General features: G+C 30.9%; 20 protein-coding genes. 7 read left to right on the top strand and 13 right to left on the bottom strand.

Translation table 11 applies throughout. From position 1 onward, the window contains the following. Nucleotides 1-15: 15 nt before the first annotated feature. A complete protein-coding gene (locus SJY17_RS10970; RefSeq protein ID WP_397362601.1) occupies nt 16-510 on the top strand; it encodes a dihydrolipoamide dehydrogenase in 495 nt (164 codons plus the stop codon). Nucleotides 511-629: 119 nt separating this feature from the next. After that, nucleotides 630-2,051, top strand: a complete 1,422-nt coding sequence (locus SJY17_RS10965) for an L-serine ammonia-lyase (RefSeq protein ID WP_397364874.1) — start codon at nt 630-632, stop codon at nt 2,049-2,051. 26 nt (nt 2,052-2,077) lie between these two features. Here the strand turns inward: SJY17_RS10965 and SJY17_RS10960 are convergent, their stop codons facing one another. Next, a complete protein-coding gene (locus SJY17_RS10960; protein WP_397362600.1) occupies nt 2,078-2,542 on the bottom strand; it encodes a nuclear transport factor 2 family protein in 465 nt (154 codons plus the stop codon). 112 nt (nt 2,543-2,654) lie between these two features. Here SJY17_RS10960 and panB point away from each other — a divergent pair, with 112 nt between their 5' ends. The 3 genes from panB to SJY17_RS10945 are packed head-to-tail and all read left to right on the top strand — an operon-like array spanning nt 2,655 to nt 5,593. Beyond that, on the top strand, nt 2,655-3,473 hold the full coding sequence (panB, locus tag SJY17_RS10955) for a 3-methyl-2-oxobutanoate hydroxymethyltransferase (protein WP_397362599.1): 819 nt from the start codon (nt 2,655-2,657) through the stop codon (nt 3,471-3,473). Nucleotides 3,474-3,496: 23 nt separating this feature from the next. Then, on the top strand, nt 3,497-4,192 hold the full coding sequence (locus SJY17_RS10950) for an RluA family pseudouridine synthase (RefSeq protein WP_397362598.1): 696 nt from the start codon (nt 3,497-3,499) through the stop codon (nt 4,190-4,192). A 30-nt stretch (nt 4,193-4,222) separates the two neighbouring features. Then, nucleotides 4,223-5,593 carry an aldehyde dehydrogenase gene (locus SJY17_RS10945; RefSeq protein WP_397362597.1) on the top strand — a complete coding sequence of 457 codons (1,371 nt, stop codon included), beginning with the start codon at nt 4,223-4,225 and terminating at the stop codon, nt 5,591-5,593. Between the two features lie 7 nt (nt 5,594-5,600). Here SJY17_RS10945 and SJY17_RS10940 read toward each other — a convergent pair whose 3' ends face one another. The 11 genes from SJY17_RS10940 to SJY17_RS10890 form a co-directional block, all read right to left on the bottom strand. Next, on the bottom strand, nt 5,601-6,428 hold the full coding sequence (locus tag SJY17_RS10940) for a sensor histidine kinase (protein WP_397362596.1): 828 nt from the start codon (nt 6,426-6,428) through the stop codon (nt 5,601-5,603). Continuing rightward, complete coding sequence (locus SJY17_RS10935) at nt 6,421-7,065, bottom strand: hypothetical protein (RefSeq protein ID WP_397362595.1); 645 nt, start codon at nt 7,063-7,065, stop codon at nt 6,421-6,423. Before SJY17_RS10935 ends, SJY17_RS10940 begins: the two co-directional genes overlap by 8 nt. An 81-nt stretch (nt 7,066-7,146) precedes the next feature. After that, the gene (locus tag SJY17_RS10930) at nt 7,147-7,644 is read right to left on the bottom strand and encodes a hypothetical protein (RefSeq protein WP_397362594.1); all 498 of its coding nucleotides are present in this window, start codon (nt 7,642-7,644) and stop codon (nt 7,147-7,149) included. A gap of 130 nt (nt 7,645-7,774) precedes the next feature. Continuing rightward, nucleotides 7,775-9,310, bottom strand: a complete 1,536-nt coding sequence (locus tag SJY17_RS10925) for a YifB family Mg chelatase-like AAA ATPase (RefSeq protein ID WP_397362593.1) — start codon at nt 9,308-9,310, stop codon at nt 7,775-7,777. Between the two features lie 33 nt (nt 9,311-9,343). Next, complete coding sequence (locus tag SJY17_RS10920) at nt 9,344-9,667, bottom strand: hypothetical protein (protein ID WP_397362592.1); 324 nt, start codon at nt 9,665-9,667, stop codon at nt 9,344-9,346. Further along, entirely contained in the window at nt 9,657-10,121 is a 465-nt protein-coding gene (locus tag SJY17_RS10915) for a hypothetical protein (RefSeq protein ID WP_397362591.1), read from the bottom strand. The genes SJY17_RS10920 and SJY17_RS10915 overlap by 11 nt, the downstream gene beginning before the upstream one ends. Nucleotides 10,122-10,197: 76 nt before the next feature. After that, complete coding sequence (locus SJY17_RS10910) at nt 10,198-10,752, bottom strand: hypothetical protein (protein ID WP_397362590.1); 555 nt, start codon at nt 10,750-10,752, stop codon at nt 10,198-10,200. A gap of 25 nt (nt 10,753-10,777) precedes the next feature. Then, nucleotides 10,778-12,403: an adenine deaminase gene (gene ade / locus SJY17_RS10905; RefSeq protein ID WP_397362589.1), complete on the bottom strand. Its 1,626-nt coding sequence runs from the start codon at nt 12,401-12,403 to the stop codon at nt 10,778-10,780. A gap of 54 nt (nt 12,404-12,457) precedes the next feature. Next, nucleotides 12,458-14,797 (bottom strand): protein-disulfide reductase DsbD family protein, encoded by a 2,340-nt coding sequence (locus SJY17_RS10900; RefSeq protein ID WP_397362588.1) that lies wholly within the window; start codon nt 14,795-14,797, stop codon nt 12,458-12,460. Further along, nucleotides 14,794-16,110, bottom strand: coding sequence for a tRNA lysidine(34) synthetase TilS (tilS, locus tag SJY17_RS10895; protein WP_397362587.1), 1,317 nt, complete (start codon nt 16,108-16,110; stop codon nt 14,794-14,796). The genes SJY17_RS10900 and tilS overlap by 4 nt, the downstream gene beginning before the upstream one ends. 23 nt (nt 16,111-16,133) lie before the next feature. Beyond that, nucleotides 16,134-17,426 (bottom strand): anthranilate synthase component I family protein, encoded by a 1,293-nt coding sequence (locus SJY17_RS10890; RefSeq protein ID WP_397362586.1) that lies wholly within the window; start codon nt 17,424-17,426, stop codon nt 16,134-16,136. Between the two features lie 76 nt (nt 17,427-17,502). Here SJY17_RS10890 and SJY17_RS10885 point away from each other — a divergent pair, with 76 nt between their 5' ends. Continuing rightward, nucleotides 17,503-18,393, top strand: a complete 891-nt coding sequence (locus SJY17_RS10885; protein WP_397362585.1) for an aldose 1-epimerase family protein — start codon at nt 17,503-17,505, stop codon at nt 18,391-18,393. A 44-nt stretch (nt 18,394-18,437) separates the two neighbouring features. Next, complete coding sequence (locus tag SJY17_RS10880) at nt 18,438-19,799, top strand: DEAD/DEAH box helicase (RefSeq protein ID WP_397362584.1); 1,362 nt, start codon at nt 18,438-18,440, stop codon at nt 19,797-19,799. A gap of 65 nt (nt 19,800-19,864) precedes the next feature. Here the strand turns inward: SJY17_RS10880 and lpdA are convergent, their stop codons facing one another. Further along, nucleotides 19,865-21,265 (bottom strand): dihydrolipoyl dehydrogenase, encoded by a 1,401-nt coding sequence (gene lpdA, locus SJY17_RS10875; RefSeq protein WP_397362583.1) that lies wholly within the window; start codon nt 21,263-21,265, stop codon nt 19,865-19,867. Nucleotides 21,266-21,280: the final 15 nt, after the last annotated feature.

Below are 21,280 nucleotides of genomic sequence, written 5' to 3'. Positions count from 1 at the left end.
CTAAATCTTAAAATTATGAAACGTATTTTGTCAGTAATTACAGTAGTCGCCTTTTTTTTAACGTCTTGTACAGGTCCAGAAGGTCCTGCAGGATATGATGGGCAAGATGGAGTCTATTTAGTAGGACAATCTTTTGAAACAACAATAGATTTTACCTCTACAAATGGTTATCAAGAAAGTGTAGAAGTTCCTTTAGATATTGATTTATATGAATCTGATATGGTTTTAGTTTATCATCTTAGAGGTCAAATAGATGGTTATGATGTTTGGAAAGCGCTTCCTGAAACCATATATGTTAATGCTACAGAAGAATTTCAATATAACTTTGAACACAATTTTGATTTTGTCACAATTTTCATTGAGTCACATCCTACATTTGATTTTAATATATTAACCGATGATGAAAGAATTAATCAAACTTTTAGAGTAGTAGTCTTACCAATTGATCTTGTAAATAGCAGCAGAATAGATATAAACAATTATAACGATGTAATACAATACGTTAAGTAATTAATAAATACATATCTAAATCTAACAGCTTTAATTAAAAAATTGAAGCTGTTTTTTTTGCACAAATCTTTCCAAACAAAATGTATATTTGTCGCACAATACTAAAACGTTGTAGTGCTATGGAATGTATTTCTGTTTTTGATATGCTTAAAATTGGTGTAGGTCCATCTAGTTCTCATACTTTGGGTCCTTGGCGTGCTGCAGAACGTTGGATTGAAGAATTAAAAAAAGACAACACTTTTAACCTAACAGAAACTATTCAAGTTGATCTTTATGGCTCTTTGTCTTTAACAGGAAAAGGTCACGCAACAGATTATGCAGTAATGTTAGGTTTATTAGGTTGCGATCCTGAAACAATTCCAACAGAAAATATAGCAGACTATATAAATAACATTAAAACGACTAAAACTTTAAATTTTAATAATGAAAGAGTTTTAATATTTAATCCTGAAACAGATATTGTCTTTAACCGTAAGTTTTTACCATTTCATTCCAATGGAATGAGCTTTACAACTATTATTAATGGTAAAAAGCAAACATCTACCTTCTACTCTATTGGTGGAGGATTTGTTATTAAAGAAGAAAGAACCAATCATAAAAAGAATTTTGAAATTAAATGCTCTTTTCCTTATCCAATTGAAAAAGGAACAGAACTTTTACAATTTTGCAAAGATTTAAATTTACCAATATCACAAGTTGTTTTAGAAAACGAAAAATCTATTAGAACTGAAGAAGAAATAGATTTTGAATTAATACGCATTTGGGATACCATGTTAGAATGTATGTATATTGGTTGTCATACAGAAGGGAGTCTTCCTGGAGGGCTAAATGTAAGACGTCGTGCTTTTGACATGCATCAAAGCTTAAAAGGCGATTCTAAATTTTCTAATCCTGTAGAATGGATTTATGCTATCAGAAATACAGAAGTTAAGTTTAGACAAATACTAAAATGGGTAAGCTGTTTTGCTTTAGCTGTTAACGAAGTTAATGCGTCTTTAGGACGTGTAGTAACAGCTCCAACCAATGGAAGTGCTGGAGTTATTCCTTCTGTTTTAATGTATTATCTTGTTATCGAAAATCATGATGGAAATTTTGAAGACATTAAAAAATTCTTACTTGTTGCTGGAGAAATTGGCAGCCTTTTTAAAAAAGGAGCCACTATTAGTGCAGCAATGGGAGGATGTCAAGCAGAAATAGGTGTGTCTTCCGCAATGGCTGCAGGTGCTTTAACAGAGTTATTAGGTGGAACGCCAGAACAGGTTTTAATTGCAGCAGAAATAGCAATGGAGCATCACTTAGGATTAACTTGTGATCCTATTGGAGGATTAGTACAAATACCATGTATAGAGCGTAATGCAATGGGAGCAATTAAAGCTATAAATGCAGCAGAATTAGCTTTAGATACAGATCCAAAAAATGTTAAAGTACCTTTAGATAAAGTTATAAACACGATGTGGGAAACTGCAAAAGATATGAATACTAAATATAAAGAAACCTCTGAAGGTGGATTAGCAGTTGGTGTAAATATGTCAGATTGTTAATTTACAATGGTCCATATTCCATTATACTATTCTTCACACTTACGTCTTGTATCTACCAAATAAATAATCTTCCAGGTATTATTTTCTTTCATTAATTGAAAAGAATTAACACCACAATGACTTTTTTTATCATTAAACCAAAACTCATAAGGTGTCCAAACATTTGCCATATTACCATCTATTTGCACGCTAAAACTAATTAAGTTTTCTAAGAAAGTATTATCCTCTGGAATAGACACTATTTGTTTTATAAACTCAGAAAAATCACTGGTTACTAATTTACTTTCATTATCCTTAGTTTTACTTATAGATTGTAATACAACATCTTTATAAACCACACTTTGCATTAATGTACTATCTTGAGTATGGAAACCTGCAAAAAAAAGATTAATAGACTCAATTACTTTTTCTTGCTCTTTTTGCTGTTCTGGATTTTGAGAAAAACTAAGGGTAGAAACTAGTAGTAATAAGAATAAAGTTAATGATTTCATGATAAAAAAAATAAAGTTTTAGAGTGTAAATATAAGTCTTTCAGTAATAAAGAAAAATTTAGCCATAAACCTTTATTTTATTACATTTACATTCTATACAAAACTAAAAAAAATGTCTGTAGCAAAAAAAGAATATAAAAGAGTCACAGTTAAATCGCTAATTGAAATGAAGAAAAATGGGGAAAAAATCTCCATGTTAACAGCTTATGATTATACTATGGCTAAAATAGTTGATGGAGCAGGAACAGATGTTATACTAGTTGGTGATTCTGCAAGTAATGTTATGGCTGGTCATGAAACTACTTTACCTATTACTTTAGACCAAATGATATATCATGCATCGTCTGTAATTAGAGCTATAGATCGTGCTTTAGTCGTTGTAGATTTACCTTTTGGAAGCTACCAAAGTGATCCTAAAGAAGCCTTGCGTAGTGCTATTAGAATAATGAAAGAATCTGGTGGACATGCTGTAAAGATGGAAGGAGGTAAAGAAGTAAAAGACTCTATTAAACGTATTTTACATGCTGGAATACCTGTTATGGGACATTTAGGTTTAACACCACAATCCATATATAAATTTGGGACTTACACAGTACGTGCAAAAGAAGAACAAGAAGCAAAACAACTAAAAGAAGACGCATTAATGCTTGAAAAAGCTGGATGCTTTGGTATTGTTTTAGAAAAAATACCTGCAAAATTAGCACAAGAAGTTGCAGAAAGTGTTTCCATTCCTGTTATTGGTATTGGTGCAGGAGCTGGTGTTGATGGTCAAGTATTAGTGACCCATGATATGGTTGGAATGACACACGAGTTTAACCCACGTTTCTTACGTCGCTACATGAATTTATATGAAGACATGACTAACGCTTTTAAACAATATGGAGAAGATGTAAAAAGTGGAGATTTCCCTAGTGATAAAGAACAGTATTAATATAGTTTTTAGCCCAAAATCTAGTGTCTAAAATACTCTCAAATAAAGATAACCTTCAAGTCATCTACGAAGATAACCACATCATCGTTGTTAATAAACGTGCTGGAGATATTGTACAAGGAGATAAAACTGGAGACAAACCTTTAAGCGATGTTGTTAAAGAGTTTATTGCTGAAAAATATAATAAACCTGGAAATGTATATTTAGGTACTGTGCACAGGTTAGATAGACCTACAACTGGATTGGTTATTTTTTCTAAAACTAGCAAAGCGTTACCACGTTTAAACAAATTATTTGTGTCTAAAGACATCTCTAAAACTTATTGGGCTTTAGTAAAAAATAAACCAGAAAAAGAAGCAGGTAGTTTAATCCATTGGTTAAAAAAAAATCCTAAAAACAATAAATCTAAAGCACATATAAAAGAAGTTCCCGAGAGCAAAAAAGCAATTCTACATTATAAAACATTAAAAAAACTAGATAATTACTACTTACTAGAAGTTAATTTAGAAACTGGACGTCATCACCAAATACGTGTGCAATTATCAAGTATTGGTTGCCCAATAAAAGGCGATTTAAAATATGGCTTTGATAGAAGTAATAAAGACGCTAGTATTAGTTTACACGCCAGAAACATCCAGTTTATACATCCTGTATCTAAAGAATCACTTAATATAACAGCTCCTTTACCAAAAGATCCAATTTGGAATGCTTGTTTATAAATTGATTACTTTTATTAAAAATAGTATTGAATGATTACTAAACTAATTAGACAACAAAAAGAGTATTTTAAAACAGGTAAAACAAAAAATGTTTTATACCGAAAAAACTTATTGAAAAAGCTTTTAAAAGAATTAGTTGCAAATGAAAACCAAATAACAGAAGCACTTTACAAAGACTTTAAAAAACCTGAATTTGAATCGGTTTTAACCGAAACAGCTATTGTTATTCAAGATTTAAAGCATACCATAAAAAAACTTAATAGTTGGGCAAAGCCTAAGCGTATTATGCCTAGTTTATTAAATTTTCCATCTTCAGATTATTTGTATTCTGAGCCTTATGGAGCAGTTCTAATTATTGCTCCTTGGAATTACCCTTATCAATTAGCATTAGCACCTTTAGTTGGTGCAATTGCAGCAGGAAATACTGTAGTTTTAAAACCAAGTGAATTAACACCAAACACTTCTACAATAATTAATCAAATAATCACAACTGTTTTCCCTCCAGAAATTGCAACTGTTATTGAAGGTGGTGTTGAAGTCTCTACAGAATTATTAACACAACAATGGGATTATATTTTCTTTACTGGAAGCGTTAACGTTGGAAAAATTGTTGCTAAAGCTGCTGCTGTTCATTTAACACCAACAACTTTAGAACTAGGCGGAAAAAATCCATGTATAATTGACGCTTCTGCTAATATAAAACTAACTGCAAAGCGACTTGTTTGGGGTAAATTTTTAAATGCTGGACAAACGTGTATTGCTCCAGATTATATTTTGATTGATCAATCAAAAAAAGAAGATTTTTATAAAGCCATGAAAACTGAGGTTGAAATTGCTTACTCCTCAACTCCTCAACAATCAAAAGACTTTGCACGCATTATAAATGACAAAAATTTTGAACGCCTCTCCAAAATGCTAATCGATGAAAACTGTATTATTGGTGGGCAAACAAATGCAGAATCCTTATACATTGCACCAACTGTTATTGACGAGCCACAATTGGATAGCGAAGTCATGAAAGATGAAATATTTGGACCAATACTTCCTGTTATTTCTTATCAAAATGAAAAGGATTTAGAACGCATCATTGGTTCTTACGACAAACCTTTAAGCTTGTATGTATTTGGCACAAATTCCGCGAAAGCGAAACAATTAATACAAAAATTTTCGTTTGGAGGTGGTTGCATAAACGATACCATAATACACTTTGCAAACCACAGATTACCTTTTGGAGGTATTGGGAACAGTGGTGTTGGAGCCTATCATGGACAACATACTTTTGACACCTTTAGCCATAAAAAAGGTATTGTTAAAAAAGGAAACTGGCTAGATTTACCTATGCGTTACGCACCATATAAAGGGAAACTTAATTTTATTCGAAAAGTTTTTAAGTGGCTGTAAACCTTGTTTATTCTGTAATCCTATATGGATACTTTAAAGTTAACTGTACACCTTCACCTATTTTTGAAGTAAAATCTAAATCTGCATTAATTAAAGCAGCACGACTTTTTATATTAATTAATCCAGAACCAGGTTGTACCGTTTTTTGATCAAACCCCTTACCATCATCTTTAAGTGATAATTTTAATTGATTGTCTAGAAAATTTAAATGAATTTTAAAGGTTTCGGCATTTGCATATTTTACTGTATTAGATATAAACTCTTGCACTATTCTAAACAAAATAATACTATCTTTAGGTTGTTGCAAATACTCTGGATTACCATCTATTTTTACAGTAGCCTTTAACAGATTTAATTTATTTAAACGTTCTACTTCGCTTTTTATAGAATCCACAAACCCTCTATTAGCAATAACATCGCTATTTAATGTTTTAGATAATAAACGTAACTCACTTAAGCCTTGTTTTACTGCATTTTTAGTTTCTGTAAAAGATTCTTTTATAGATTCCGGAACTTGGGTGTTAAGGATACTCATATTCATGTTTGCAACAGATAAAATCTGTCCAACATTATCATGTAGCTCTTGTCCAATATTCTTTAATGTTTGTTCTTGGATTTCTATCTGTGTATTGGTTAGCTCTTCTTCAAAAGCTTTTTGTTGTTTTACTTTATCTATTATTAATTTGTTTTTTCGTTTTTGAAATACTACAAAAAATAAGATTATTAAAGTACAAACAATAAGTAAAACACCAATCATATATACGAGTAAATAACGCTCAGAAATTGAAGATATTGGGCTGTCTAATTTTTGAAACTGTATTAAAAAATTAATCATATTCAGGTTTAGAAACTATAAATCCTATGGTGAAAGTTAAGTACATAAATACTATTGATAATAAATATACATAGTTTTTTAATGCCACAAAACTTTTATCAATTTGATTATAATATTGTTCATAAAAAGATAATGGTGTAATTACTAACCAAAATACTAATACTCCAATAGCTATATAAAAACTTAATGCTTTATAAAAATTTAATATTTTTTCTGAATTAAGTAACTCAACAAAATAGCTAAATACGACCAATAAAATTACAATTAAACTTAATATCTCTAGAGGTAATAAAAAATTATAACGCAAATCTTTATAATATATAATCATTAAACTTACGGAAATAATCAAAAAACAAATGATAATATATTTGATTACTTTTTTTAAAAAATTATTCTTAGCGACCAATAAAAAATAATATGAAATAATTAAAGTTCCAATTATTGTCCAAAACACATCGTAAAACCAATAATTTTTTACAAAAACAGTATTAGCTATTAGTTGTTTAAACCAAATAAAACTATCAGATCTACTTAAAACTCTAGGATAACTAGCAAACGTTTCAATAAACTGAACATATACTAAAAACCAAATAAAAATTCTTGCAGCTTTAGATTTGAATTTTTTATAAAAAAACAAACCTGTTAAAGTTGCAAGAACCTCTGTTCCTCTATAAATTAGAACATAATTATCAATTAAAAAGGAACTCATTAATAAAAATTATTGTGGATAAGAAGCTGTTGGAGGATGACCACTAAAACCTCTATCTAATCCATTAGCTCCAGAGATATCTTCATGATCAGAACTTGCAGCTAGCTTACTTTTAGGCTCAGCTCCTTCTGTTTTTGGTTGCGTAGGCACCATAAAAATAGTAGTGTAACCTCCTTCTCCTACAGTTGTGTCTACGCCTAAATAAAAACGTAACCCATCTGCTTTTGGATGCTCTTTTTTAACGGATTCTATAAAACTGCTTAAATCGTCTAAAGAGTACCAAGACGATCTATTATCTCCTTCGTTAAAAGCAACACTATCGTTAACAGATTTTCTTAAATCTGTCCAATTGTCGCTTAATTTTTTTGCTTCTGTTGATGTAATAATTCCTCTAGGTGGTGAACTAGGTGTTGACATAGGTGGTGTTTGATTAAAATTGTTAAAATAAAAATACGCAGCGATTGCGCCTAAGATTAAGCCCAAGAATAGGCTTCCTAAGTTTTTCATGAGTTAAATAATTGGTTAATAGCTAACGTAAAGTAACAAAAAGAATTCAGTTTTAACAAACTTTATCTTTTGTTATTATAACATAATTATTAAAAAAATATAATGAGATACTTACATAAAAAGCTACTTGTTATCCTAACCAACCGTCTCTATCTAAACTTCTATATTGTATTGCTTCACTAATGTGGTTGCCATTAACGTCTTTACTTTCTTCTAAATCTGCAATAGTTCTGGCTACTTTTAAAATCCTATCATAAGCTCTTGCCGAAAGATTTAAACGTTCCATTGCTGTTTTTAAAAGTTGTTTAGAGGCCTCTTCAAGCTTACAATACACTCTAATTTGCTTGGTTGACATTTGTGCGTTGTAATGTACATTATCAAATGTTTTAAAACGTTTGGTCTGTATTTGTCTAGCTTTTGTTACACGTTTTCTAATATCTACTGACGATTCTCCTTTACGCTCGTCAGACAGTTTTTCAAAAGGTACTGGAGTGACTTCTATATGTATGTCTATTCTGTCCAATAAAGGCCCTGAGACTTTACTTAAATAGCGTTGCATTTCTGCTGGACTACTGGTTACAGGAGCATTAGGATCGTTAAAATAACCACTAGGACTTGGGTTCATACTAGCTACTAACATAAAAGAAGATGGATATGTTACAGTAAATTTTGCTCTAGAAATGGTGACTTCTCTGTCTTCCAAAGGTTGACGCATTACTTCTAATACACCACGTTTAAATTCTGGTAATTCGTCTAAAAACAAAACACCATTATGTGATAAAGATATTTCTCCAGGTTGTGGATAAGCTCCTCCTCCTACTAAAGCAACATCGCTAATAGTATGATGAGGACTTCTAAAGGGTCTTTGAGACATTAATCCTGTATCTTTAACACGTCCAACAACACTATGTATTTTTGTGGTTTCTAATGCCTCATGCAATGTCATTGGTGGCAAAATACTTGGCAAACGCTTTGCTAACATCGTTTTTCCTGCTCCTGGTGGACCAATTAAAATAATGTTATGTCCTCCAGCTGCTGCAATTTCCATACAGCGTTTAATAGATTCTTGTCCTTTTACGTCACTAAAATCAAACTCTGGAAAGTCTAAGTTTTTTTCAAATTCTTCACGTGTATTAATTATAGTACGTTCTAAGGCTTCACCTTTATCAAAATAATTAATGACTTGTTTAATGTTTTCTACTCCATAAACTTCTAAACCATCAACAATTGCTGCTTCTTTTACATTTTGAATTGGCAATATAAAACCCTTATAGCCTTCTTCTCTTGCTTTAATAGCTATTGGTAAAGCGCCTTTTATTGGTTGTAAGTTTCCGTCTAAGGATAACTCTCCCATTATTAAAAAATCCTCTAAATTGTCTGCAACTATTTGTTTTGATGCAGTTAGAATTCCCATTGCCAAAGTCAAGTCATAAGCAGAACCTTCTTTTCTGAGATCTGCTGGTGACATGTTTATAATAATTTTTTTACCAGGAATTTTAAAGCCATTATTTTGAAGTGCTGCAGCAATCCTAAAATTACTTTCTTTAATGGCATTATCCGGAAGTCCAACAAGATGGTAGCCAATTCCGCTATCTACATTAACTTCAACTGTTACTGTTGTGGCTTCAACACCAAAGACAGCACTTCCAAAAACTTTTTTAAGCATAAAGGGTTAGTTTAGAACTTAAATGTAGGAAATTTATAACACTGCACCAATTACAACATCTAGAATTGTGTTTATTATTTTGTTTTTAAGATGTCCTAATCGTCTTTTTGTAACACCTGCTTTATATAGTGCATCTAATACTAAAAGATCTTTTTGGCTTTTTAATAACCACTCATAATCGTCTACATCCAGCTCGTTAATACTAAGTAGATTGGTCCAACGTTTCAGTTTAACTTTAGAGGCTTCTAAAAAAGCTTCAACATCTGCTTTAGTTTCGGTTTTATATTCTGAATAACTTTCGCCTAAAACACTAAGTAATTCTCCTTTTAATAATTTTAGTAATTCTTCAAAATCCATATTTATCTCTTAAATAATGTTGAATATTATTCTGGTTGACTTTATTTTTATCGCCTTCGTATTTTATAATTAAGTCAAAAATTTCCATAATTTGTGCTTTTGCTTCTGTTGTAAATACTTTAGATAAACGGTCTTTTGTTTGCCAACGTTTAAAAAATCCAGCTAATAAATTTTTATTTTGATCTGCTAATAACTTTAACATAGCATAAGAAATCTGATTGTTTGGTTTGTTTTTTTCGTATTCAACTATTTTTTTTAAGTCTAACATTAAGTCGTTAACTTCTGCACTGTAATTTAAATAGGATGCTGTTGCATGATCTATTAAATCTTCACTTTCAATTTTTAAAGAAATGACTTGCTGATAAGAATATTGGTCAAAAGTTGCTGTTTTTATACTATTACAAGAGTATAATACAGTAAAAACAAGTATATAAATGGATAAACGTAATTTCATAAAAATCAAATATTTAGCTTACTAAAGGTAATTAATTATCCATTAAAACGAAATAACATTTAGTTTAATTAAAGTCTTAACTTTTTAGCTCTTTTGTTTCTGACAATAAAGGAAATAATATTATGATACAAAGAAACCAACTTATATCAAGGTATTTAAAATTTTCATAATAATTCATTATCATCCCTACAAAGAACAAAAGTAAACCACCTATTAAAAAAGTATTTGTAATGGATAATTTATAAATAAACTTCATTGAGATTGCATATGCAACAAAACAAATTATTGGATTAAAAAAAGACAAGTAAGCTGTTAGATAAGTTAATAAATAAATGAACACATAAATATTTACATAAAGTGCAATTGTTGATTTTAAGAATGATGATACTCTCTTAAAACGATATTTATCTTTATTTAAAATGAATAAATTAATAATAGCTCCAAGGTTAAGAAATAAAGCTATAAAAAGATAAATAAACCCATTACTGTCTTGATTATATAATCTTGACGCAATCAATTCAGAAGGGTTGTTAATACCTAATAACCTATCTATAAATTGTATGTAAACACAACTCAAAAATGAAAATATTATTCCAATTACAATAATTAATGTTATTTTTTTGAGCTTCATTTTTATTGTATTTCTGCTTTAAATTTTAGTCAACCTTCAAATCCGTAAACTGAAATGTACTGCCATCAAACAACCCTTTATCGCTTAATTTAAGTGAAGGAATTACCAATAATGCCATAAAAGATAGTGTCATGTAAGGTGCATGCAGTGTTGCGCCTAATTGTTTAGCCATTTTATCCAACGCAGCATAAGAATGTCCAATAGTTTCTGCATTTTGATCACTCATGATTCCTGCTACTGGAAGTGGCACTATTCTTTCTTCAGAATTTGATACAGCACAAACACCTCCTTTGTTTTCTATAATTAAGTTGACTGCTTTACAAATCGCTTCATCATTAACACCTACTGCTATAATATTATGAGAGTCATGACCAACAGAACTTGCAATTGCACCTTCTTTTAATCCGAAATTTTTTATGAATGCTATTGCTGGTTTGTCGTTTTTATAACGGTTGACTACAGTCATTTTTAAAACATCAGTTGTTGTGTTTGAAATTAAATTTCCGTTTTGGATGGTTGCTTCTTCAACTAATTGATTGGTCACCAACTCTCCATCTAAAGCCTCAATTACTCTAATGTTTTTAGCATTGCTTTCTATTTTAAAATCTTCAATTTTTTTCTTTTCTGTGTTGAAATTATTGAGGTTTTTAAATTCTATATGTTTGATTAAGGATTCTCCTTTATCAAACACCAACTCACCATTAATATAGGTTTGAAGCGTTTTAAATTGTTTTAAATTTTCTACAATTATAAAATCTGCTGCATCACCTTCTTGAAGCAATCCAACATCCAAATTATAATGCTTTACTGGATTAATACAAGCTGCTTGCAACACTTTAAAAATAGCTATGTTTTTTGCAACTGCACGCTCGCATAATTTATTAATGTGGTTTAGCAATAAATCGTCAGGATGTTTGTCATCACTACAAAACATCATGTTTTGATAATGTCCTGGAAGTAAATCTATTAAGGCTTCAAAGTTTTTTGCTGCACTACCTTCTCTAATTAATATTTTCATTCCTTTTTGAAGCTTTTCTAATGCTTCATCATAAGTAAAACACTCATGATCTGTACTTATTCCTGCATTTATGTATTTGGTAACGTCGTCACCTCTTAAACCTGGTGCATGACCATCTATTGGTTTGTTATAATGTTTTGCCCAAGCTATTTTTTTAAGTACTTCTTCGTCATCAAATAAAACGCCAGGATAATTCATCATTTCGGCTAAATACTTGATGTCTGGATTAGCCATTAAGGTTTTAATATCATCACTATCTATAATTGCTCCAGCAGACTCAAAAGACGTTGCTGGTACACAACTTGGTGCTCCAAAATTGAATTTGAAAGGAGTTTGTTTTCCGTTTTCAATCATGAATTCTACACCTTTTATTCCTAAAACATTTGCAATTTCATGTGGATCGCTAACGGTTGCAACTGTACCATGTTTGACAGCTATCTTGGCAAACTCTGATGGTACTAACATCGAGCTTTCTATATGGATGTGTGCATCAACAAAACCTGGTAATATATAATGGTTTAAGTCGTGCTGTTTTTTTGTAATAGATTCTATTTTACCAGAATTAATAATAACTTCTCCACTAAAAATACGTTGGTTTTGGATATCTACTATTTGACCTTGGATTGTTTTCATCTTACTAATATTTTGCAAAAAAAAATCCTGCTTTTAGCAGGATTTAAATGTATTTTAAAAATTATCAATACCTGTTTTAAGCCAGTTATAATACTCAGTAGCATCAGGCGTATAAGCAACAGGCTCTATCAAGTTATTCTCATTATGATCCATTAGTACATAATATGGTTGCGTGTTTGACTTATACTTTATGGTTTGAAACTCGCTCCATTTTTGCCCAATATATTTTAGTTTTTTTCCTTCTCTAAGTTTAGAATCTACTATTTCATCTTTTTCAAGACGTCTTTTATCATCTACGTATAAAGAGATTAAAACAACATCATTTTTTAAAGCATTTAACACATTGCTTTTTGGCCAAACATTCTGTTCCATTTTTCTGCAATTAACACAAGCCCAACCTGTAAAGTCAATCATTACTGGTTTATTTACTGTTTTAGCATAAGCCAAACCTAAATCGTAATCATTAAAAGCTAAAATATCATGTGGTGCTAATAAATGTGCACCTTCTGGTAAGTCAGAATGACTAGTACTTGCACTTCCTCCTCCTTTAGAGTTTCCTACGCCATAAGGAGACTCGCTATAATCCAATGGTGGTGGGAACGCACTAATTAAATTTAATGGTGCTCCCCAAAGTCCAGGAATCATATAAATAGTAAATGATAATACAATCATACCAAGACTTAGTCTACCAACAGAAATATGTGATAAAGGCGAATCGTGAGGTAATTGTATTTTTCCAAAAAGATATAAAGCCAATGTACCAAATATGGCAATCCATATTGCTATAAATACTTCTCTTTCTAATAAATGCAATTGTAAAACTAAATCTGCTTGAGATAAAAACTTAAATGCTAAAGCTAATTCTAAAAACCCTAACACCACTTTTACTGTATTTAGCCATCCACCAGATTTTGGTAATGAGTTTAACCAACCTGGAAAAGCAGCAAATAAAGCAAATGGTAAAGCAATAGCTAATGAGAAACCCAACATTCCAATAATTGGTGCTAATCCGCCTTTTGAAGCTGCTTCAACTAATAAAGTACCAACAATTGGTCCTGTACAAGAAAAAGAAATAATCGCTAATGCTAATGCCATAAAAAAGATACCTATTAGTCCTCCTCTATTGGCTTGAGAGTCTACTTTATTAGCCCAAGAATTTGGTAACATAATTTCGAAAGCTCCAAGAAATGATAAAGCAAAAACGACTAAAAGCACAAAGAAAACAAGGTTAAACCACACATTTGTGGCCAAAGCATTTAATGCATCTGCACCAAATATTGCAGTTACAGCTGTTCCTAAAAGCACGTAAATTACAATGATGCATAATCCGTAAATTATTGCATTTTTAATTCCTGCTGCTTTGTTTTTACTTTGCTTAGTAAAAAAGCTTACAGTCATTGGTATCATTGGAAATACACACGGTGTTAATAATGCTGCAAAACCAGAAAAGAAAGCAATAAAAAAGATACTCCACAGTCCTTTATTTTCTCCATTTTCATCTTTAGTATCTGTCTTTGCTACTGCATCTCTTAAATTAGTTTTAAAATCAAAAAAAGCTGGTGCTAAACATTTTTCGTCATCACATGCTTGAAAATAAGCTTCAGCTTCAATAGATTTTAACTCAGGATTTAACACTTTAATACGCTGTGTAAAGACTGCTTTATCTTCAAAATACTTAACATCCATCTGAAAAGCTTTTTCAAACTTTTCAATTGTTTTAGACTCCTTTAAACCTCCAATTAATTCAAAATCTTTAGCATCGTTTTTAAATGTAATTTCAGAAGGAATTGGACCCATTGGATCTTTATTATCTTGAGAATAAATATGCCAATGCTCATCTAAAGCTGCTGTATAGACTAGTTCATACTCAGTATCATTAAGCTTAAATATTGAAGATGTCCATTTTACTGGATCAAAAATTTTAGACTCTGTTTTCTTTTCTTCAAGTGCAAAAGTTACATTTTCGCTTTCAAATAAACACTTAGCATCATCACAAGCCTGAAAGCTAATTTCACCTTCTATAGACGTTATATTTGGGTTTAATACTTTTATTTTTTGAGTAAATGTTGCCTCATTATCAAAATAAGTCATGTCCATTTGAAACACCTTATCATATTTGGTAATGCTTTTGCTTTCAATAGCTTTACCAAGTAATTCAAAGTCTTTATTAACAGACTCTTCATTATAAATAAACTCGGTTGGTATTGCTCCTCCTTCAGGCAAATCTTGAGAGTATAAATGCCAATGTTCTTTAATTTCTGCCTTATAAATTAAGTTATATTCTGTGTCAGAAATTTTTTCTACTTCAGAAGACCATTTTACAGGTTTAAAAACCTGAGCATTTACGGTTAAAAAAGCGAAAAATCCTAATAAAAAAGCTGTAAATTGCTTCATTTTGATAGTTTAATTTTTAATATTGATTTGGTTTGGTTTGTAACTCTAAATCTATTGTCTGCACGATAGTTAATCACCCAAACTATTTCGTTTTCGTTACACAATAATAAGACCTTTTCTTTAGCTAACAAAGACAATTTCTCATCTTTAAAAAACTTACTTAGTTTCTTTTTCCCTTTCATTCCTAAAGGGTAAAAATAGTCGCCTTTTTGCCAATGCCTTACATTTAATGGATACTTTAACGTTTTTTTATCTACGTAAATTGCTGAGCCATCTGTTTTATTAATTTGATTTACAACTTCAAAAGCTAAAACTCCAAGAGGTGTTTCAATATTATTGTCTTCTAAATTTATAGACGTTTCAAATTTTGTTTCATCTGAAACTATTTCACTTAAAATCAAGCAGTCTCTATCTTTTAATAAATTATGAGTAGAAGAAAATACTTGTTTTCCGCTTTGCGCTTCTAAAAGATTGATAATATCATCCCATTGTGTAAAGCCATAATCTTTAAAAATTTCGTACAAGTAAGCTTTTGGATTATTAAGCTTTTTAAATCCTGAAACCTTATAGCTTATTTGAGTTTGGTCAATAGTTACTATTGTTCGTTTTAAGACAGCTTGTACACTTTCTTCAACTATATCTGCTGTATCATTAAGGTTACATAAAGTGTTTTGAAAGTTTGCAATAACTTCTGGATTTAGGTCTTTTAAAACAGGAATAACATCATGTCTTAGTTTATTACGCATGTACTTTGTTGAAGCATTACTACTGTCTTCTCTCCAATTAATCTGGTTGTTTTTAGCGTAATTTTTAATCTGGTTTCTAGTAAATTTTAATAATGGTCTAACAATGTTTTTATTAATTTCCGGAATTCCTTTTAATCCTTCTAAACCTGTTCCTCTGGTTAAATTAATTAAAAACGTTTCTAAATTATCATCTGCATGGTGTGCAGTTAAAATATAATTAAAATCAAATTGCTTTACTAAACCCTGAAACCAATTATAACGCAATTCTCTTGCTGCCATTTGTATAGATAGCTTATTTGTTTTTGCATAGTTTTCTGTATTAAAATGCTGTACAAATATTTCTAAATCTAAATCTTGTGCTAGATTAAGAACAAAATCTTCGTCAGTATCGCTTTCATCTCCTCTTAAATTAAAATTGCAGTGTGCTAATGATACATCTAATTCTAAAGATTGACATAAATAAGCTAATACTACAGAATCTAATCCTCCAGAAATAGCAATAAGTAATTTGCTTTCTTTAAGAAAAGGAAGGTCATTATTAATATGATTCTGGAAAATTTGTAGCATTTTCAAATGTAACCTTTTTACGGTTAATTTTCCAAAACCGTGCGCATTGCTTTTGCTTTAACCAAACACTCTTCATATTCGTTTAAAGGAATACTTTTAGCAGTAATTGCTCCTCCAACCGAGTATGACACGTATTTATTGGTTTCGTTATACAGAATACTTCTAATGACAACATTAAAATCAAAATCGTTATCTGGAGTGATATATCCAACAGTTCCAGAATATAATCCTCGTTTAGTTTCTTCCAATTGTTCAATAATTTTCATTGCCGAAATTTTTGGAGCTCCTGTCATGCTTCCCATCGGGAAAGTAGTTTTTATAATATCTATTGGATGTGTTGTATTTTCTACTTCAGAAGTAACAGTAGATATCATTTGATGGACTTGATCAAAAGTATATATTTTACATAATTCTTCTACTTTTACACTTCCTTTTTTAGCAGTTTGTGACAAATCATTACGTACCAAATCTACAATCATCACGTTTTCGCTTCGTTCCTTTTGATCTGCAACTAAATCGTGTTTTAAAATAGAATCCATTATAAAATCTTCATCACGCTTTGCTGTACCTTTAATAGGTTGCGAGATAATTTTAGAGCCTTCTTTTTTAATATAACGTTCTGGTGAAGCTGACATTAAGTACTTGTCGTTTAGCTTTAAAAAGGTAGCAAATGGTGGTTTTGAAATAGCGTTTAGCTTTTTATAAGTTTCTAATGGGTTAATTACAGTGTCTTCTGCATAAAACTCTTGACAAAAATTAGCTTCATAAATATCGCCTCGATGAATATGCTCTAGCATCTTTTCAATTTTATTAAAATACTCATCTTTATGTATGCGTAAGTGAATTTTTATTGGATTGTTTTCTGCTTCAGACGCTTCAAAATTATTTGTTTCAATTTCTTTTAAATCAAAATCAAACTCATCATCTACCATCTTTAAATAATGCATAGTAACAGTATCATCTTTAAATAAAAATATTTTTTTAGGCTGAAAAAAGTATACATCCGGAAACTCTAAACCATCATAGTTATTAGAGTTAAGCTGCTCGACATCGTTTTTTAAATCATAAGATAAATAACCAAAAATCCAGTCGTTAGTTAAAGTCTGGTATTCTTTTAATTGTTCAAAAGCATTATGATAATCTGTTTGCAATCCTGTAAAAGCACCTACAGCTAAAACTGCGTCAAAATTAGAATACGTTTGTTGATATTGGTTAGAATCTAACCAAACAACATCGTCAAATTGCATGCTCCAAGCCAATATATTTTGCTTGAATTGCTCTGGATTGGTTAGTTTATGTTGCTTTGTTGTTCTCAATGCTAAAAATGAATGGTAAAGTTAAATAGATTTGTTAAAAAATCTACTATTTTAGGTGTGACTTTAAATTTTAAATATGTACAAACTTTCAAATAGTCTTTTAAACATTGCTGTTAAGCCAAAAGGTGCCGAATTATGCCAAATAAATGCAGTTAAAAACAAAAATCAATTTATGTGGCATGCAGATCCTAAAGTTTGGGCAAGTTATGCACCAAACCTTTTTCCTATTATTGGATGCCTAAAGGATGATAAATACCTTTTTGAAGGAAAAACATATCACATACCAAAACATGGGTTTGTAAGACATTCTGAAGAAATTAAACTTATTTCTCAAACTGAAAATAGCTTAACATTTAGCTTGAAATTTAATGATGCGTTATTAAAAATATTTCCTTTTAAATTTGAATTTATTTTAACTTATACGTTAATTGGCAATACATTAGAAGTTAACCATACAGTGAAAAATTTAGACAATCAATCCATCTATTTTTCTGTAGGTGGTCATCCAGCTTTTAAATGTCCATTGCATAAAAATGAAAAATATACAGATTATAATTTGGTGTTTGAAACCGAAGAAAGCGCACAAACTTACTTGCTAAATACGGATAATGGATTGGTTACAGGCACTACAAAACCAGCGTTTAACACTAAAAACAGTATAAATTTAAAACCAAATTTATTTAACGATGACGCATTAATTTTTAAAGATTTAAAATCCAGAAAAGTTGCTTTAGTAAGTAAAACTAAAGGCGAAATTTTAAACGTATCGTTTAAAGATTTTAACTATTTAGGGATTTGGGCAAAACCAAATGCACCTTATGTATGTTTAGAACCTTGGTTAGGTATTGCAGATCACGAAAACACTACGCAAGACCTTAAAAAAAAGGAAGGGATTATTAATTTACCAGAAAACCAGACTTTTACAGCTTCATACTATATACAAATACACGAGCGTCATTTAGGGTAAACAAAATAATAGTAGTAGTTTTGTAACCTAAATTATTACAGATTTTGACCTTTAGAGAATTAAATTTAAATACACCTTTATATAACGCTATTGACGACTTAGGCTTTACAACGCCTACTCCAATTCAAGCAGAAGCTTTTAATGTAGTTGCTAGCGGAAAAGATATGGTAGGTATAGCACAAACTGGTACTGGTAAAACGTTTGCTTATATGTTGCCAATACTTAAAAACCTTAAGTTTTCTAAGCAAGAAAATCCAAGAGTTTTAATTTTAGTCCCTACAAGAGAATTAGTGGTACAAGTGGTTGATGAAATTGAAAAATTAGCTAAATACATTAATGTACGTGTACTTGGTGTCTATGGAGGAACCAATATAAACACCCAAAAACAAGCAGTTGCACAAGGTCAAGATATTATTGTAGCAACACCAGGACGTTTGTATGACTTAGCAGTTAGTAGAGTATTACAATTAAAGTCGTTACAACGTTTAGTGATTGACGAAGTAGATGTTATGCTAGATTTAGGATTTAGACATCAATTAATAAATATTTTTGACATCCTTCCAGAACGTAGACAAAACATTATGTTTTCTGCTACAATGACAGAGGATGTTGATCATTTAATTACAGATTTTTTTACTGCTCCTCAAAAAGTATCTATTGCAATTTCTGGGACACCTTTAGAAAACATTGCGCAAACCAAATACAGTGTACCAAATTATTACACCAAATTAAATTTATTAATACATCTGTTTCAAGATGCTGAAACTTATAATAAAGCATTAGTTTTTGTGTCAAACAAACGTATGGCAGACAGACTATTTGAAGCTTTAGACGAATTTTTTAATGAAGAACTTTGTGTTATCCACTCTAATAAAACACAAAATTACAGATTACGTAGTATTGAACAATTTAGAGAAGGTGTTAACCGTATTTTAGTTGCTACAGACGTAATGGCACGTGGATTAGATATTGACAATGTATCACATGTTATTAATTTTGATACACCAAATTTTCCTGAAAATTATATGCACAGAATTGGTAGAACTGGTCGTGCAGAACGTGAAGGTCAAGCTATAGTTTTTAGTACTGAAAAAGAGCAAGAAGGTCTTGAAAAAATTGAAGCTTTAATGCAAATGGAAATTCCTAAATTGGAAATTCCGGAAAGTGTAGTGATTTCTGAAGAGTTAATTGAGGAAGAACGTGATGTAATAAAAGAACGTAACAATCCACATAAACGTCCAAAGGACGAAGATGCTCCTGGACCTGCTTTTCATGAAAAATCAGCCAAGAATAGTAAAGAAAATTTAGGTGGTAGCTATAAATTTAAAATTGCTGCCAAGTATAAAAAACCTAAAACTAGAGGAGATAAAAATTATAATAAGCGAAATAAAAATTTTAAGAAATAAAAAAAGCGAACCAAATGGTTCGCTTTTTTAATATTATTAGATTCCTTTTTTTCAAAGGAATTTAATTACACATGCAAAGCACGATCATCAGTTGCTGCTAAAGCAGCTTCTTTTACCGCTTCTGCAAATGTTGGATGTGCGTGTGACATACGTGATATGTCTTCAGCAGATGCTCTAAACTCCATAGCTACAACTGCTTCTGCAATTAAATCTGCACAACGTGCACCAATCATGTGTACTCCTAAAACTTCATCAGTTGTTTTATCTGCAAGGATTTTTACAAATCCATCAATATCTCCTCCTGCTCTTGCACGACCTAAAGCTCTAAACGGAAATTGTCCTACTTTATAATCTGCTCCAGCTTCTATTAATTCTTCTTCTGTTTTTCCTACTGCTGCAACTTCTGGCCATGTGTAAACAACACCTGGAATTAAGTTATAGTCAATATGTGGTTTTTGTCCTGCTAACGTTTCGGCAACAAACACACCTTCTTCTTCAGCTTTATGCGCTAACATTGCACCTTTTACAACATCACCAATTGCATAAATATTACTAACATTAGTTTGTAAATGCTCGTTTACTTCTACTTGACCTCTGTCTGTTAGTTTTACTCCAGCAGCTTCAGCATTTAATCCATCAGTATAAGGTTTACGTCCAACAGATACTAAACAATAGTCTCCTTTAAACTCTACAACCTCTCCTTTTTTATTTTCTGCTTTAACAACAACTTCATCTCCATTTCTTTCAACAGATTGTACTTTATGAGAAAGCATCATTTTACATTTAGCCTTTTTAAAGACCTTGTTTAGTTCTTTAGACAATGCTTTATCCATTGTTGGCAATATTCTGTCCATATACTCAATAACAGTAACTTCTGCACCTAAACGTCTGTATACTTGACCAAGCTCTAAACCAATAACTCCTCCACCAATCACAATCATGTGTTTAGGGATTTCTTTTAGTTTTAAAGCTTCGGTAGATGTTATTATACGCTCTTTATCTAAAGTAATAAAAGGTAAGTTTGAAGGTTTACTACCTGTAGCAATAATGGTGTTTTTTGCTTCAATTTCGGTCGTTTTTTCACCTTTTATAGTAATATGAGTGGCATCTTTAAAGCTACCAACTCCTGTAAAAACATCAATGTTGTTTTTTTTCATTAAAAAGTCAATTCCACCAGTAGTTTGATCTACAACTGCTTGCTTACGACCAATCATCTTTTCTAAATTTACTTTGATTTCTCCAGGGATTTCAATTCCGTGTTCTTCAAAATGTTTAGTTGCTTCTTCATAATGATGCGAAGATGCTAAAAGGGCTTTACTTGGGATACATCCAACATTAAGGCAAGTACCACCTAAAGTTGAATATTTTTCGATTATTGCAGTTTTCATTCCTAATTGTGCGCAACGGATTGCTGCTACATATCCACCAGGACCTGAACCTATAATTGCTACATCGTATTTACTCATAAATTTTATTTTTTC

The sequence above is a fragment of the Olleya sp. R77988 genome, assembly GCF_044594215.1.
In the GTDB taxonomy this organism is placed as follows: Bacteria; Bacteroidota; Bacteroidia; order Flavobacteriales; family Flavobacteriaceae; genus Olleya.
The sequence above is the reverse complement of the archived record's forward strand: the minus strand, read 5'-3'. Positions and strand labels throughout refer to the sequence as shown.

What these genes read in the sequence shown, in the direction of transcription:
- ade (WP_397362589.1), bottom strand. Translation starts at nt 12,403, where the DNA reads ATGAAAACAATCCAAGGTCAAATAGTAGATATCCAAAACCAACGTATT.
- SJY17_RS10930 (WP_397362594.1), bottom strand. Translation starts at nt 7,644, where the DNA reads ATGAAAAACTTAGGAAGCCTATTCTTGGGCTTAATCTTAGGCGCAATC.
- panB (WP_397362599.1), top strand. Translation starts at nt 2,655, where the DNA reads ATGTCTGTAGCAAAAAAAGAATATAAAAGAGTCACAGTTAAATCGCTA.
- SJY17_RS10945 (WP_397362597.1), top strand. Translation starts at nt 4,223, where the DNA reads ATGATTACTAAACTAATTAGACAACAAAAAGAGTATTTTAAAACAGGT.
- SJY17_RS10940 (WP_397362596.1), bottom strand. Translation starts at nt 6,428, where the DNA reads ATGATTAATTTTTTAATACAGTTTCAAAAATTAGACAGCCCAATATCT.
- SJY17_RS10920 (WP_397362592.1), bottom strand. Translation starts at nt 9,667, where the DNA reads ATGGATTTTGAAGAATTACTAAAATTATTAAAAGGAGAATTACTTAGT.
- lpdA (WP_397362583.1), bottom strand. Translation starts at nt 21,265, where the DNA reads ATGAGTAAATACGATGTAGCAATTATAGGTTCAGGTCCTGGTGGATAT.
- SJY17_RS10970 (WP_397362601.1), top strand. Translation starts at nt 16, where the DNA reads ATGAAACGTATTTTGTCAGTAATTACAGTAGTCGCCTTTTTTTTAACG.
- SJY17_RS10900 (WP_397362588.1), bottom strand. Translation starts at nt 14,797, where the DNA reads ATGAAGCAATTTACAGCTTTTTTATTAGGATTTTTCGCTTTTTTAACC.
- SJY17_RS10925 (WP_397362593.1), bottom strand. Translation starts at nt 9,310, where the DNA reads ATGCTTAAAAAAGTTTTTGGAAGTGCTGTCTTTGGTGTTGAAGCCACA.
- tilS (WP_397362587.1), bottom strand. Translation starts at nt 16,110, where the DNA reads ATGCTACAAATTTTCCAGAATCATATTAATAATGACCTTCCTTTTCTT.
- SJY17_RS10960 (WP_397362600.1), bottom strand. Translation starts at nt 2,542, where the DNA reads ATGAAATCATTAACTTTATTCTTATTACTACTAGTTTCTACCCTTAGT.
- SJY17_RS10910 (WP_397362590.1), bottom strand. Translation starts at nt 10,752, where the DNA reads ATGAAGCTCAAAAAAATAACATTAATTATTGTAATTGGAATAATATTT.
- SJY17_RS10965 (WP_397364874.1), top strand. Translation starts at nt 630, where the DNA reads ATGGAATGTATTTCTGTTTTTGATATGCTTAAAATTGGTGTAGGTCCA.
- SJY17_RS10885 (WP_397362585.1), top strand. Translation starts at nt 17,503, where the DNA reads ATGTACAAACTTTCAAATAGTCTTTTAAACATTGCTGTTAAGCCAAAA.
- SJY17_RS10915 (WP_397362591.1), bottom strand. Translation starts at nt 10,121, where the DNA reads ATGAAATTACGTTTATCCATTTATATACTTGTTTTTACTGTATTATAC.